Below are 14025 nucleotides of genomic sequence, written 5' to 3'. Positions count from 1 at the left end.
GGAACGGCACGGCTGGTAAGGCCGGAAAGGTAAGGCTGACAGCAGACATGGCTCTCACCCAGTCCGACATCGACCGCGAACTCGCGCACATACGGGAGTCGTACGACACGGCGCGCGCCGAAGGAGCCCCCGCCGCCGACCATCCGCCGCGCGACTTCCCCCCGTACCGCAGCAGTGTGCTGCGCCACCCCAAACAGCCGCTGGTCGCGGTCCACGGCGACCCGGAGACCGTGGAGCTGCACACCCCCGTCTTCGGCCACACCGACATCACCGCGATCGACAACGACCTCACGGCACAGCACCAGGGCGAACCGCTCGGCGAGCGCATCACCGTCTCCGGACGGCTCCTGGACAGCCGGGGCCGCCCCGTCCGGGGCCAGCTCATCGAGCTGTGGCAAGCCAACGCGTCGGGCCGCTACGCCCATCTGCGCGATCAGCACCCCGCGCCGCTCGACCCCAACTTCACCGGTGTGGGGCGGACGTTGACCGGCGACGACGGTTCGTACCGCTTCACCACCATCAAGCCGGGCGCCTATCCGTGGCGCAACCACGAGAACGCGTGGCGCCCCGCGCATCTGCACTTCTCCGTCTTCGGCTCGGCGTTCACCCAGCGCCTGGTCACCCAGATGTACTTCCCCGGCGATCCGCTCTTCGGCTACGACCCGATCCTGCAGTCGGTGACGGACCCGTCGGCGCGGGGGCGGCTGGTCGCGGCATACGACCACGCGCTGTCGCAGCCGGAGTGGTCGCTGGGCTACCGCTGGGACATCGTGCTGGACGGGCCGTCCGCCACCTGGATCGAGGAGGGCCGCTGATGGCCGAGAGGCTCGTACCCGAGCAGGGGCTCGCACCCACCCCGTCCCACACCGTGGGCCCCTTCTACGGCTACGCCCTGCCCTTCCCCGACGGCGGCGAGATGGCCCCCGCGGGCCACCCCGACGCCATCACGCTCCACGGCTACGTCTACGACGGCGAGGGAGCGCCCGTCCCGGACGCGCTGATCGAGCTGTGGCAGGCCGGCCCGGACGGCTCCCTCACCGGCGCGGGCGGGTCCATGCGGCGCGACCCGGTGACCGGCGGCTTCCTCGGGCGCAACGGCGTGGACTTCACCGGTTTCGGCCGGATCGCCACCGACGCGGACGGCCACTGGACGGCCCGCACGCTGCCGCCGGGCGGCCCGGCCGCGCCCGCCGCCCCGTACATCAGCGTGTGCGTCCTCGCCCGGGGGCTGCTGCACCACCTCTTCACCCGCGTGTACTTCCCCGGGAACGCCGAGGCCAACGCCGCCGACCCGCTGCTCGCCTCGCTGGATCCGGCGCGCCGCGCGACGCTGGTGGCGACGGCGGGATCCCCGCTGGGGACGTATCGCTTCGACATCCGTTTGCAGGGCGAAGGGGAGACGGTCTTCCTTGAGTTCCGGTAGTTCTCGTCATTCGGACAGCCATGACGTGGGGCTGCTGTCCCCGGTGCGGGCCGGGTCGGCGGTGGAGACCGCCACGGGCGACACCGCGTTTGTGCAGGCCATGCTGGACGCGGAGGCCGCGCTGGCGCGAGTGGTCGCACCGGCCGGGGCGGCGGAGGCGGTGGCGGGCGCGGCCCGCGTCGAGCTGTACGACGTACGCGATCTGGCGCTGCGCGCCCGCTCCGGGGGCAACCCGGTCATTCCGCTGGTCGCCGATCTCACGGCGGCGGTGGCCCATACGGACGGCGAGGCCGCGCCGTATGTCCACCGGGGCGCGACCAGCCAGGACATCGTGGACACGGCCACGATGCTGGTGGCCGCCAGGGCGCTGCCGCTGATCGTGGCCGACCTGGACCGTACGGCGGCGGAGCTGGCGCGGCTCGCCGCCGCGCATCGCGACACCCCGATGCCCGGCCGTACCCTCACCCAGCACGCGGTGCCCACCACCTTCGGGCTGAAGGCGGCGGGCTGGCGGGCGCTGGTCCTGGACGCCCGTGACCGGCTGGCGCCGCTGCGGCCACCCGCCCAACTGGGCGGCGCGGCAGGCACGTTGGCCGCCTTCGGGGCAGGGATCGAGCTGCTGGCGCGCTTCGCCGAGGCGACCGGGCTGGCCGAGCCCGACCTCCCGTGGCACACCCTGCGCACCCCCGTCGCCGACCTGGGCTCCGCGCTCGCCTTCACCGTGGGGGCGCTGGGGAAGGTGGCGGCGGATGTGCTGGTGCTCTCGCGGACGGAGATCGGCGAGGTGGCCGAGGGCGCGGGTGGCGGATCGTCCGCGATGCCGCACAAGTCGAACCCCGTGCGCGCCACGCTGATGGCCGCCGCGGCCCGTCAGGCCCCGGGGCTCGCCGCGACCCTGCTGGGCGCGCTGGCCGCGGAGGACGAACGGCCGGGCGGGGCCTGGCACGCCGAGTGGCAGACGCTACGGGAGTTGCTGCGGCTCGCGGGGGGCTCCGCCCGGGACGCGGCGGAGCTGACGTCCGGTCTGAAGGTGTTTCCCGACCGGATGGCGGATCATCTGCGGCTGACGGGCGGTCTGATCGTGAGCGAGCGGATCGCGGCCGAGCTTGCGGAGGTGGTCGGCCGCGCCCGTGCGAAGGAACTGCTGACCGAGGCGTCACGGCGTGTCGCGGAAGGGGGCGTGGGGCTGGCGGAGGCACTGGCGGGTGCGCTGCCGCCGGACCGTCTGCGCGAGCTGACGGACCCGGGCACGTACGTGGGTGCGGCCCCGGCCCTGGTCGACCGTGCGCTTGGGCGTTATGCCTAACGTCCCCGGGCGGCAAGTTCCCCACCCCGCCCCTTCCCGAAACTGGGTGCTGCGCCCCCAGCCCCCCCACTTCGGGGGCTCCGCCCCCGGACCCCCGCTCCTCAATCGCCGGAGGGGCTAGAAGACGCCCCTCCGCCCCGGGGTCCAGGGGCGGAGCCCCTGAAGCGGGGGCTGGGGCGCAGCCCCAGCTTCGGGAAGGGGCGGGGTGGGGAGAACGCCCCGCCGCAGCCGCCCACGCCCCCGCACACACCCACCGACCGGAGCACCACGTGACCGACAACCGACCTCACCACGACCTCGCCGGGCCCGCCACCGCCCCACCTCTCATCCTCGGCCCCTCCATCGGCACCTCCCTCGCCGTCTGGGAGCCGCAGCTTCCCGCGCTCGCCCGCGAACACCGCGTGCTGCGCTGGGATTTGCCAGGCCACGGCGGCTCCCCCGCCGCGCTGCTGCCCGCCGACGGCTCCGCCACCATCGACGCGCTCGCCGCCCTCGTGCTGCGGCTCGCCGACGATCAGGGGTGGGAGCGGTTCGCGTACGCGGGCATCTCGATCGGGGGCGCGGTGGGGCTGCATCTCGCCGCCCACCACCCCGACCGGGTCAGCCGCCTCTCCGTCGTCTGCTCCTCGGCCCGTTTCGGGGACCCCGCCGTCTGGCGTGAGCGGGCCGCGCTGGTGCGGGCCGAGGGGACGGAGGCGATGGTGGCGAGCCGTCCGGGCACGTGGTTCTCGCACCGCTTCGCCCAATCGCCCGTCGGCGCCGCGCTGATCGAGGACCTGCGCGCCACGGACCGTGCGGGCTACGCCGCCTGCTGCGACGTTCTCGCGGCGTACGACATGACGGCCGACCTGGAGAAGATCGCGGCGCCCACCCTCGTCGTGGCCGGTCGCGACGACCCCGCGACCCCGCCCGCGCACGCCCGCCGGATCGCGGACGCGGTGCCCGGTGCGAGCCTGCTGGAGATCGCCGGGGCGGCCCATCTGGCGGGGGTCGAGCGGCCGGAGCCGGTGACGGCGGCGCTGCTGGCGCACCTGGCGCACAACGCCGACACGCCTCACGACGACGCCTCCCGCCACGCCGCCGGGATGGCGGTACGCCGTGCCGTCCTCGGGGACGCGCATGTGGACCGCGCGGTCGCCCGGACGACCTCGTTCACCGCCCGCTTCCAGGACTTCATCACCCGCTACGCATGGGGCGAGATCTGGACCGGCGACGGTCTGGACCGGCGGACCCGGAGCTGTATCACCCTCACCGCGCTGATCGCCCACGGCCATGACGCCGAGCTGGCCATGCACATCCGGGCGGCGCTCACCAACGGGCTGACCCGGGAGGAGATCGGCGAGGTGCTGCTGCAGTCGGCGATCTACTGCGGTGTCCCGGCGGCCAACTCGGCCTTCGCCACCGCCCAGCGCGTCTTCGACGATCTCGACGCCGACAACTAGCACGCCCCGCCCCGCTCCAGCCCCCACCCTCCACCCCCCACGTCGACTCAGCGTCACATTCCGGTACCGAAAAGTGACATCCCTTCGCAACACCTCTGTCGTAATCCGCCTCCATCGTTGATCGTTGGGTCGTACGGAGACCGGGAGACGAGGGGGCGCACGCCAATGTCCATGAGCCGCCGAAGGCTGCTGGGTGCTAGCGGAGGGCTGGCCCTGACGGGGGCGCTGGCCTCCGCCTGCGGGTCGAACACCGGGCGGGACGGCGATGACCACGCCGGCCAGCCCGTGATCGAGCAGTGGTACCACCAGTACGGCGAGCCCGGCACCGAACAGGCCGTCAGGCGCTACGCCGACGCGTTCGACCGGGCCAACGTCCAGGTGCAGTGGCGGCCGGGCGCCTACGACCAGCAGACCGCCGCCGCGCTGCTCACGAAGTCCGGCCCGGATGTCTTCGAGGTCAACGGCCCGACGCTGGACCAGATCCAGGGCGGTCAGGTGGTGGACCTCACCGATCTCCTCAGCGAGGCCAAGGACGACTTCAACCCGGCCGTGCTCGCCCCGAAGACGTATCAGGGCAAGATCTGGGCCATTCCGCAGGTCATCGACACCCAGTTGCTCTACTACCGCAGAAGCATGCTGGAGGACGCCGGGGTGGAGCCGCCCCGCACCCTCGACGCGCTGATCGACGCGGCGAAGAAGCTCACCACCAGGGACGTCAAGGGGCTCTTCCTGGGCAATGACGGCGGGCCCGGCGTCCTCGGCGGCACCCCGCTCAACGCCGCCGGGCTCACGCTGGTCACCGAGGACGGCAAGGTCGGCTTCGACGACCCGGCCGCCGCCCGGACGCTCGGCAAGCTGCGTCAGCTCTACGCCGAGAAGTCGCTGCTGCTCGGGGCGCCCTCCGACTGGTCGGATCCGGCCGCGTTCACCCAGGGGCTCACCGCCATGCAGTGGTCCGGGCTGTGGGCGCTGCCGCAGGTGAAGAAGGCGCTGGGGGACGACTTCGGGGTGCTGCCGTTCCCGCAGGACGGGGCGCACGGCGCGCCGGCGGTGCCGGTCGGCGCGTACGGGGCGGCGGTCAGCGCCCGGTCCCGGCACAAGGCGGTGGCGAAGGCGTATGTGAAGTGGCTGTGGGTGGAGCGGACCAACTACCAGGAGGACTTCGCGCTCCGCTACGGCTTCCACATCCCCGCCCGGATCTCGCTGGCCACGAAGGCGGCCAAGCTGCGGCAGGGCGCGGCCGGTGAGGCGGTGCGCTACGTCACCGACCACGGCCACGCCGAGCCGCTGCTGTGGACCTCGGCGAGCAGGACGGCCTATCAGGACGCGCTGAGCCGGATCATCAAGGGCGGCGCCGACCCGGACGGCGAGCTGCGGTCGGTGGTCCGCAAGACCGAGGCCGAGCTGCGGCGCGTGCAGAAGAAGAACTGATGCGGGGGGTGCGGACCACCGAACTGACACGCAAGCTGCTGGGCCCGCAGAACCGCCATCTGTGGTTCTGGATATTCGTCGGCCCCTTCGTTCTGGGGCTGACCCTCTTCACCTATGTCCCGCTGGCCTGGAGCGTGTATCTCAGCTTCTTCGACGCGCACAACACCGTCTCGCCCACGGACTTCGTCGGCTTCGACAACTACACGGCGATGCTGGGCGACGACGCGTTCACCGGCAGCCTGGTGACCTTCCTGGTCTTCACGGCGTTCATCGTCCCGGCGACCTATGTGCTCTCGCTCGCGCTCGCGCTGATGGTCAACCGGCTGCGCTGGGCGCAGGCGTTCTTCCGGTCGGTGTTCTTCCTGCCGGTGGCGTGCTCGTATGTGGTGGCGGCGCTGATCTGGAAGATGTCGATCTTCAACGGGGTGCGCTTCGGACTGGCCAACACCGTGCTGGACTGGTTCGGCGCCGATCAGATCGCCTGGCTGTCGACCACAGACCCGCCCTGGTACTGGCTGGTCATCGTGACCGTACGGCTGTGGCTGCAGGCCGGGTTCTACATGGTGCTGTTCCTCGCCGGGCTGCAGCGCATCTCGCCTCGGCTCTACGAGGCGGCGGCCGTGGACGGGGCGCGGCCGGGGTGGCAGGTGTTCCGGTACATCACCTTTCCGCAGTTGCGGGCGACCTCGGTCGCGGTGGTACTGCTGCTGGTGATCAACGCGTTCCAGGCGTTCGACGAGTTCTACAACCTGCTGTCGGACTCGCGCGGCTATCCGCCCTACGCCCGTCCGCCGCTGGTCTACCTCTACTACACGGCGCTGGGCCAGGGGCAGAACCTGGGCCTGGGCAGTGCGGGCGCGGTGATCCTGGCGCTGATCATCGCCGTGGTGACGGTGGTGCAGGCCCGCTGGTTCGGCCTGGGCCGGAAGGAGGACTGATGCGCACTCCCCGTAGCGCTTCCCCGAGCACTCGCCCCGGCGTCCCCCCGAACACGCGCGATGTCCGGGACGCCCTCGTCGGCGTGGGGCGCGCCGTGCGGCTGGTGCTGCTGCTCGCACTCGCGCTGCTCTTCCTGATCCCCTTCTACCTCCTGGTGCGCAACGGTCTGTCGAGCGAGGCGGACATCACCTCGCCGGAGTGGCGGTTCTTCCCCAGCGAGCTGCACTGGTCCAACATCCGCGAGTTGTTCGACGACCCCAACGTGCCGATGGCGCACGCACTGCTCAACTCCTCGCTGATCGCGGTCCTCACCACCGTGGGCACCCTGCTGCTGGCCTCGCTCGCCGGATACGGCCTGGCCCGCATCCCGTACGCCTACGCCAATGTGGTCTTCTACTGGATCCTGGGCACCTTGATGGTCCCGGCGGCGGTCACCTTCGTGCCCAGCTTTGTGCTGGTCAGCTCGCTCGGCTGGGTGTCCACCCTGCGCGGTCTGGTGGTGCCGACGCTGTTCAGCGCGGTCGCGGCGTTCATCTTCCGCCAGTACTTCCTGGGCTTTCCGAGGGAGCTGGAGGACGCGGCGCGGGTGGACGGTCTGGGCTACTGGCGTACGTACTGGCGGGTCGTGGTGCCGAACTCCCGGCCGGTCTTCGCGGCGGTCGGCACGATCGTCTTCATCGGCGCCTGGAACTCCTTCCTGTGGCCGCTGGTCATCGGCCAGGACCGGGACGCGTGGACGGTGCAGGTGGCGCTGTCGACGTTCACCACCGCCCAGACCGTCAACATCCATGAGCTGTTCGTGGCGGCGGCGGTGTCGATCGTGCCGCTGCTGGTGGTCTTTCTCGTCCTCCAGCGGCATATCGTCGCGGGCGTCGAGCGCAGCGGTATCGACGACTAGACGCTGGTCAGTGGGCCGGGCCGCCGTCCGGGGACGGGCCGTACCGCCGCAGCCAGACCTCGGTCTGGGACAGATGCGAGGTGGCGGCCGCGGCGGCGGCCGCCGGATCGCGGGCGGCCACGGCGTTGATCAGGGCCTCATGGCCGAGGTCGCTGGCCAGCCGGATGGTGTCGGCCTCGGGGGCCCCGTAAATGCTGTAGTGACTGCCCCGAGCGCGCAGCACATCGGCGAGGGCGGCCAGCGCCTCATTGCCGCCGGCCTGGCAGAGGGTGGAGTGGAACTCCCGGTCCAGCGCATGCCGTTCCGCCTCGTCCTCGGAGGCGGCCAGCCGCTTCTGCACCTCGCGCAGCCGGGCGAGAACCTGCTCATCGGCGCGGGCGGCGGCCAGCGCGGCGGCCTGGGCCTCCAGGGGGCGGCGTACGTCGAACAGCTCCAGCAGCCCATCGAGCGGCAGGACATCCACGGTGGCGGCGAACCCGGCCAGCATCTGCCCGGGGCGCAGCGCCGATACGAAGGTGCCGGCGCCGTGGCGGGACTCCAGCATCCCGAGGGCCGCGAGCGAGCGCACGGCCTCGCGCAGCGAGCCGCGCGAGACGCCGAGCCGCGCGCAGAGCTCGGGCTCGGCGGGGAGCTGCCGGCCGGGCGCCAGCTCACCCTTGGCGATCATGGCGCGCAGCCCGTCCGCCGCCTCATCGGTCGCGGCCATCCGGCCACCCCTTCCTGACCACCCGTTTCTGGCCATCCATTCATGGCCAGCCATTCCTGACCACCCGGCCGAGTCATTAGATGACTCCACGCTACCGGTCGACTTCGTTACGCCCATTTTACGTCAAGGGCCTGGTCAGACCGGCGCGATCCCTCTACGGTTCCCGGAAGCTCGACGAAGTCATCGGACAACTCGTCGGACCACTCGCTCACGTCGGACCACTCGCTCACCTCCCCCCAGTCAACCAGGAAGGGACCCATGGCCGCCGCCCCGTCGCACTGGACGCTCGATCCCTCGGTCGTCCATCTCAACCACGGTTCGTTCGGCGCCGTGCCGCGCACCGTTCAGGACGCCCAGCGGGCGCTGCGCGAGGAGATGGAGACCAACCCGGACGCGTGGTTCCGCGAGCTGCCCGAGCGGGTGGGCCGGGCGCGGGCCGCCGTGGCGCGGTTTCTGCGGGTCCCCGCGGATCACACCGCCCTGGTGGCCAACGCCAGCGCCGGAGTGAGCACCGTATTGGGCTGCCTGACGCTACCGCCCGGCGCCGAGGTGCTGCTGACCGATCACACCTACGGCGCGGTGGCGATGGGCACGGCACGGGCCGCCGAGCGGGCCGGGGCCCGGGTGCGGACGCTGCACATCCCGCTGGAGGCGACCGCCGAGGAGATCGCGGCCGCCGTCGAGGGGGCGCTGAGCGAGGCCACCGCGCTGGTGGTCGTCGACCAGATCACCTCCGCCACCGCCCGGCTCTTCCCCGTGGCGGAGATCGCCCGGCTCGCCCACGCCGTCGGGGCGAAGGTGCTGGTCGACGGCGCGCACGCGCCCGGCATGCTGGCCGATCCGGTCGGCCTGGCCGGGGCGGCCGACTTCTGGGTCGGCAATCTGCACAAGTGGTGCTGTGCGCCGCGCGGTACGGCGGCGCTGGTCGCGCGCGGCCCCGACGCCCAGGACCTGTGGCCGCTCACCGACTCCTGGGGCACCCCGGACCCGTTCCCGCAGCGCTTCGACGTCCAGGGCACCTTGGACCTCACCGCCTGGCTCGCGGCGCCGCGCTCGCTGGAGTTCATCGAGGAGACGTACGGCTGGGACGCCGCCCGCGAGCGGATGTCCAAGCTGGCCGAGGTGGCCCAGGGGCTGCTGGCCGACGCCCTGGGCGCGGACCTGACGGCCGTCGGGGGCAGCGAGGCCCCGGCGATGCGGCTGGTCCCGCTGCCCGCCGGTTTCGCCGCCGACCACGAAGCCTCCCATGTGCTGCAGCGCGCGATCGCGGCCGACACCGGCTGCGAGACCGCGATCACCTCGTGGGACGGGCGGGGCTTCCTGCGGCTCTCGGCCCATCTCTACAACACCGTCTCCGACTACGAGCGACTGGCCGAGCGCCTCCCCGGAGTGCTCAGGGCCTAAGCGGCCTCGATGAAGTCCGGTGCGGTTCGGGTGCGCCCCGAAGGGGCGCGGGGAACTGCGCGACCAGCCACGACACAGCCGCGGATGAACGACCGCACCTCGCGGCACTTCCCGCGGAGCGCTTACGCACGGGCCCAGCGAAGGAGTGACCACCGCCATGCGCAACAAATCCATCGAAGCGACCATCGAGGACGCCGCGAGCCCCGAGACGCGGCTGGCCCGCGCCCTGGGCCCGCTCCAGCTCACCCTCATGGGCATCGGCGTCACCATCGGCGCGGGCATCTTCGTGCTGACCGGCACCGCGGCCGCGAACTACGCCGGGCCGAGCATCGCGATCTCCTACAGCATCGGCGCGGTGGCCACGGCCCTGGTCGCGCTGTGCTACATGGAGTTCGCCAGCACCGTCCCGGTGGCGGGCAGCGCCTACACCTTCGCCTACGTCTCGCTCGGGGAACTGGTGGCCTGGCTCATCGGCTGGGACCTCATCCTCGACATGACGATGGGCGCGGGCGCGGTGGCCAGTGGCTGGTCGCAGTACGTCACCGACTTCCTGGCGACCTTCGATATCCACCTCCCGGCCTCCGTCTCCGGCCCGGACGCCGCCGTCAACATCCCGGCCGTGCTGGTCATCCTGGTGCTCACCGCCGTCCTGGCCTCCGGGGTGCGCACCACCTCCCGGATCAACACGGTGATGACGATGGTGAAGCTCGTGGCCATCGTCATCTTCCTCGCGATCGGGGTGACGCATATCGACGCGGCCAACTGGTCGCCGTTCATCCCGGCGTCCCAACCGGTGGGCGGCAACGGCGACATGTGGGAGCAGCCGCTGCTGGGCTGGGCCGGAGTGGGCGCGGACGCCACGTTCGGCATGGCCGGGATCCTGACCGGTGGCGCGATCATCTTCGGCGCGTACTCCGGCTTCGACATCATGGCCAGCAACGCCGAGGAGGCCAAGCGCCCGCAGCGCACCCTGCCCATCGCGCTGCTGTCCACCGTCGCCGTCTGCGCCGTGCTCTACGTCGCCGTCGCCCTGACCGTGACCGGGATGCAGCACTACTCCAAGCTGGACAACGCCGCCCCCATCACCGGCGCCCTCAAGGCGGCGGGCGCGGACTGGGCGGTGCGGATCGTGGGCATCGGCGCGATCTGCGGGCTGACCACGGTCGTAATGATCATGCTGCTGGGGCAGAGCCGGGTCTTCCTCGCGATGAGCCGCGACCGGCTGCTGCCCGAGTGGTTCTCCCACGTCCACCCGGTCACCCGCAGCCCGCGCCGGATCACCTGGACCCTCGGGCTGCTGGTCGCGTTCATGACGGCGGTGCTGCCCATCGGGGACCTCGCCGAGCTGGGCAACATCGGCATGCTGACCTCCTTCATCGTCGTCTGCGTCGGCGTGGTCTACCTGCGCCGCTCCCGCCCCGACCTGCGGCGCGGCTTCCGCACCCCGTGGGTGCCGGTCGTGCCCGCCGTCGCGGTGCTGCTGTGTCTGCTCCTGGTGGGCAATCTGCCGCTGATCACCTGGGCCCGGTTCCTGGGCTGGATGGCGGCCGGACTGCTGATCTACCTGTGCTGGGGCCGCCGGAACAGCAAGGTGGCCACGGGCGAACTCGCCACCGGGGCCACACCGGGGACGGCGGAGGACCACGCGATGGCCGAGGGCCGAAAAGCCTAGCTGACCTTGAACGGCGTGTTCCCCTGCCTCCCTCAGGAGTGGGGCTACGCCAAGCGGCTGTGAGCGGCGGCGTCGCGTCGCCCGCGGACGCTCAGGGCGATGACGGAGACAAGGAACCAGAAGGCGCCGAAGGCCGAGTATCCGGCGACGGTGGACAGGCCGCTCGTCGCCGAGGCGGACGTGGCGGCGACGGTGGCACCGGCGAGGACGGACTGTCCGCCGCTGATGACCATGGGCCACTGGGCGCCGACGGTGCGCCGGCGTCGGATCGCCACGACGAGCTGGATCGCTCCGGAAAGGAGCGCCCAGATGCCGAACACGAGAAGGGCCGTCCCGATGGTGGAGAAGACGGCGATGATCATTCCGGTGGTGGTGGCGAGGCCGAGAGCCACGTTGATCGTACTGACGCGGTTCGTGGAGCCGGTGGCGGCCATCCGCCGCTCGAGGAGCGTGGCGATGACGTCCCACAGGGGGTAGCTGATGAGCAGCACGGCCGCGATCACTGTGGGCCTGTCCCTCGACACGAGCGAGGCGGAGGTCGTGAGGACGAGTGCCACCCAGATCAGGGAAAAGGCAACTCGGATCAGGTAGAGCGATCGGAGCCCGGAGGGCGCCGTCGTGGTCGTGGTCGTGGTCGTGGTCGGAGTTACGGTGGTCTGAGTCATCGGGTGTCCCGTTGTGATCGTGATGATGTGAGACGGTCGCCTCGATGAGGAGTCTCAGCGGTCTCGGGAAGGGCCACGTACTTCGAACGAAGTAGTTCTGCCATCCGCTTCGATCGAATGAGTTCTGCCGTCTCCACCGGCCGAATCAGGTTCGGCGTCTACATCGTTCGAAGTACACGGCCGCGGCACACGTGAACGAGAATCAGGGCATGGTCAAGGCGCAGAACAGTCCGGACGGGCCCGCAGCACCCCTGTGGGTCCGCCGCCCCGAGGCGCTGCACCGAGCCGCCTATGCGGTGGCCGCGCTGGTCTTCACGGGTCAGATCGTGGCAGTGATAGTGAGGGGCTCGGATGGGCCGACGGCCCTCTCGGTCCTCCTCGCCGGTGGCGGTGTCGCCCTCTCATGGTGGAAGCCATGGGCAGGACTGGTCGTCACGAGCGCGGCGTCCTTCGCCGTCACAGCGGTGGGCCAGGACCCCCTGTCGGTGTGGATGATGGCAGTGCTCGTGCTGTTCTCGGTCACTCTCAGGGGAAAGCAGCCGCTGGCCGGAACCAGCATCGTGGCGGCGTTCTTCCTGGGGGCGTTCATGTCGTTGGGAGGATTTCGTGGCGGCGCGATCGTGGGAGCCGCCGCCCTCTTCTCGGCCATAGCGGGAGGTGCGACAGGGGCCGCGCTCCGCATCCATCGAGACCACTGGTGGATCTTGGAGGAGCGGGCCGAAAGCGCCATCGCCACCCGTGAGATCGAAGCCACTCGACGAGTGACCGAAGAACGACTCCGCATCGCCCGAGACCTCCACGACGTCATCGGCCACCAGGTGGCGATGCTGAGCCTGCATCTCGGTGCCGCGGAAATCGGGCTGCCCGAGGACGCCGAATCGTCCCGGCAGGCCCTCGTCTCGGCCAGGTCCAGCGCTCGCACCGTCGTCGTCGAGACGCAACGGATCCTCGCGCTCCTCCGCGTCGGAGACGACACTTCCGACGGCGAGGCGCTCCGGCCGACTCCGTCGCTGAGCGGCCTGGAAGGACTGATCGCCTCTTTCGAGAGCATCGGTCTCGACGTCCAACCCTCCATCGACATCCCCGCCGGTTTCGTGGAGCCCAGCGTCGGCGTGACGGTCTACCGGGTCGTTCAGGAAGCACTCACGAATGCCTACCGGCATGGGGAGGGGACGGCAACGGTGGATGTGCGCGAGCGCGAGGGCAGGATCTGCGTCACCGTGGAGAACCGTGTCGGTCATTCACTCCGCGGCTCCGGCTCGGGCTCGGGCACAGACTCCGGCACCGGCACCGGCACCGGCACCGGCACCGGCACCGGCACCGGCTCCGGCAGCGGACTCGGACTCATCGGGATGCGCGAGCGCGTCGAGTCCTCCAGCGGGCGGCTGACGATCGACAGTGACGACGGACGATTCCGGGTGCGTGCGGAGTTCAGCCCCCTGGGAGCCGTCGTCTGATGACCCGGATTCTGATCGTCGACGACCAGGACGACATGAGAGCCGGCATCCGAACGATGCTTGCGCTCGACCCGAGTCTGGTGGTCACGGGTGATCTCTCCGATGGACTCCAGGTCCTCCCCTTCCTCCGGGACCACCCCGTCGACCTGGTCTTGATGGACATCCGGATGCCCGGCATCGACGGTGTCGAAGCCACCCGCCGGATCCGCAAAGAGCACCCACCCGAAGAGCTGCGGGTGATCGTGCTGACCACCTTTGACCAGGACGACATCGTTCTCGCCGCCCTTCGCGCGGGCGCCAACGGCTTCCTGAGCAAGACCGTGAGCCCTGCTGAACTCGTCGCCGGAATCAGTGAGGTCGTCCGCGGTGGCGGTGCGCTGTCGGCCGCCGCGACGGCCGCGCTCATCGGTCATATGACCGACAGTCCGCCCCCGGTGATCGACCAGGAACTGCTGCGACGCTTCGACGCTCTGACACCCAGGGAGCGGGACGTGGTCGTTCTCGTCGCAAGCGGTCTCGGCAACGAGGAGATCGCGGCCCAGATGTCCGTGTCGCCGTTCACCGTGAAGACGCATGCGGTGCGGGCCATGACGAAGGTCGGCGCACGTGATCGGGCGCAACTCGTCTCGTTCACCTTCCGGGCCGGTCTCTACCACCCCTGAGCCCACCGAGCACAGCCCAC

The 14025-nt window shown here is 71.1% G+C and carries 13 protein-coding genes; 11 read left to right on the top strand and 2 right to left on the bottom strand.

What is annotated here, in order from left to right; all coding sequences use genetic code 11:
- Window positions 1-47: 47 nt before the first annotated feature.
- From pcaH to J5X86_RS09665, 7 genes are all read left to right on the top strand, one after another.
- Window positions 48-815 carry a protocatechuate 3,4-dioxygenase subunit beta gene (gene pcaH / locus J5X86_RS09695; RefSeq protein ID WP_208516323.1) on the top strand — a complete coding sequence of 256 codons (768 nt, stop codon included), beginning with the start codon at window positions 48-50 and terminating at the stop codon, window positions 813-815.
- Window positions 815-1423: a protocatechuate 3,4-dioxygenase subunit alpha gene (gene pcaG, locus J5X86_RS09690; protein ID WP_208516322.1), complete on the top strand. Its 609-nt coding sequence runs from the start codon at window positions 815-817 to the stop codon at window positions 1421-1423. The genes pcaH and pcaG overlap by 1 nt, the downstream gene beginning before the upstream one ends.
- A gap of 25 nt (window positions 1424-1448) precedes the next feature.
- On the top strand, window positions 1449-2729 hold the full coding sequence (gene pcaB / locus J5X86_RS09685; RefSeq protein WP_208516562.1) for a 3-carboxy-cis,cis-muconate cycloisomerase: 1281 nt from the start codon (window positions 1449-1451) through the stop codon (window positions 2727-2729).
- Between the two features lie 269 nt (window positions 2730-2998).
- Window positions 2999-4171, top strand: a complete 1173-nt coding sequence (pcaD, locus tag J5X86_RS09680; RefSeq protein WP_208516321.1) for a 3-oxoadipate enol-lactonase — start codon at window positions 2999-3001, stop codon at window positions 4169-4171.
- Between the two features lie 165 nt (window positions 4172-4336).
- Complete coding sequence (locus J5X86_RS09675; protein ID WP_208516320.1) at window positions 4337-5602, top strand: sugar ABC transporter substrate-binding protein; 1266 nt, start codon at window positions 4337-4339, stop codon at window positions 5600-5602.
- Window positions 5602-6540, top strand: coding sequence for a carbohydrate ABC transporter permease (locus J5X86_RS09670; RefSeq protein ID WP_208516319.1), 939 nt, complete (start codon window positions 5602-5604; stop codon window positions 6538-6540). The genes J5X86_RS09675 and J5X86_RS09670 overlap by 1 nt, the downstream gene beginning before the upstream one ends.
- A complete protein-coding gene (locus J5X86_RS09665) occupies window positions 6540-7439 on the top strand; it encodes a carbohydrate ABC transporter permease (RefSeq protein WP_243979945.1) in 900 nt (299 codons plus the stop codon). The genes J5X86_RS09670 and J5X86_RS09665 overlap by 1 nt, the downstream gene beginning before the upstream one ends.
- A gap of 7 nt (window positions 7440-7446) precedes the next feature.
- Here the strand turns inward: J5X86_RS09665 and J5X86_RS09660 are convergent, their stop codons facing one another.
- On the bottom strand, window positions 7447-8145 hold the full coding sequence (locus J5X86_RS09660; protein ID WP_208516318.1) for a FadR/GntR family transcriptional regulator: 699 nt from the start codon (window positions 8143-8145) through the stop codon (window positions 7447-7449).
- Window positions 8146-8403: 258 nt separating this feature from the next.
- Here J5X86_RS09660 and J5X86_RS09655 point away from each other — a divergent pair, with 258 nt between their 5' ends.
- Window positions 8404-9549 (top strand): aminotransferase class V-fold PLP-dependent enzyme, encoded by a 1146-nt coding sequence (locus J5X86_RS09655; protein ID WP_208516317.1) that lies wholly within the window; start codon window positions 8404-8406, stop codon window positions 9547-9549.
- A gap of 157 nt (window positions 9550-9706) precedes the next feature.
- Window positions 9707-11221, top strand: a complete 1515-nt coding sequence (locus J5X86_RS09650; protein ID WP_208516316.1) for an APC family permease — start codon at window positions 9707-9709, stop codon at window positions 11219-11221.
- A 44-nt stretch (window positions 11222-11265) separates the two neighbouring features.
- On the opposite strand, the gene J5X86_RS09645 is transcribed toward J5X86_RS09650, so the two are convergent.
- Window positions 11266-11886: a DUF308 domain-containing protein gene (locus J5X86_RS09645; RefSeq protein ID WP_208516315.1), complete on the bottom strand. Its 621-nt coding sequence runs from the start codon at window positions 11884-11886 to the stop codon at window positions 11266-11268.
- 209 nt (window positions 11887-12095) lie between these two features.
- Here J5X86_RS09645 and J5X86_RS09640 point away from each other — a divergent pair, with 209 nt between their 5' ends.
- Together J5X86_RS09640 and J5X86_RS09635 are read left to right on the top strand one after the other, a co-directional pair.
- Window positions 12096-13343, top strand: coding sequence for a histidine kinase (locus tag J5X86_RS09640; protein ID WP_208516561.1), 1248 nt, complete (start codon window positions 12096-12098; stop codon window positions 13341-13343).
- Complete coding sequence (locus J5X86_RS09635) at window positions 13343-14005, top strand: response regulator transcription factor (protein WP_208516314.1); 663 nt, start codon at window positions 13343-13345, stop codon at window positions 14003-14005. The genes J5X86_RS09640 and J5X86_RS09635 overlap by 1 nt, the downstream gene beginning before the upstream one ends.
- Window positions 14006-14025 lie beyond the last annotated feature (20 nt).

Source organism: Streptomyces sp. NEAU-YJ-81 (genome assembly GCF_017592595.1).
Lineage (GTDB): Bacteria > Actinomycetota > Actinomycetes > Streptomycetales > Streptomycetaceae > Streptomyces > Streptomyces hygroscopicus_B.
Note: the sequence above shows the minus strand (reverse complement) of the source record. Positions and strands in the feature narration are given on the sequence as shown.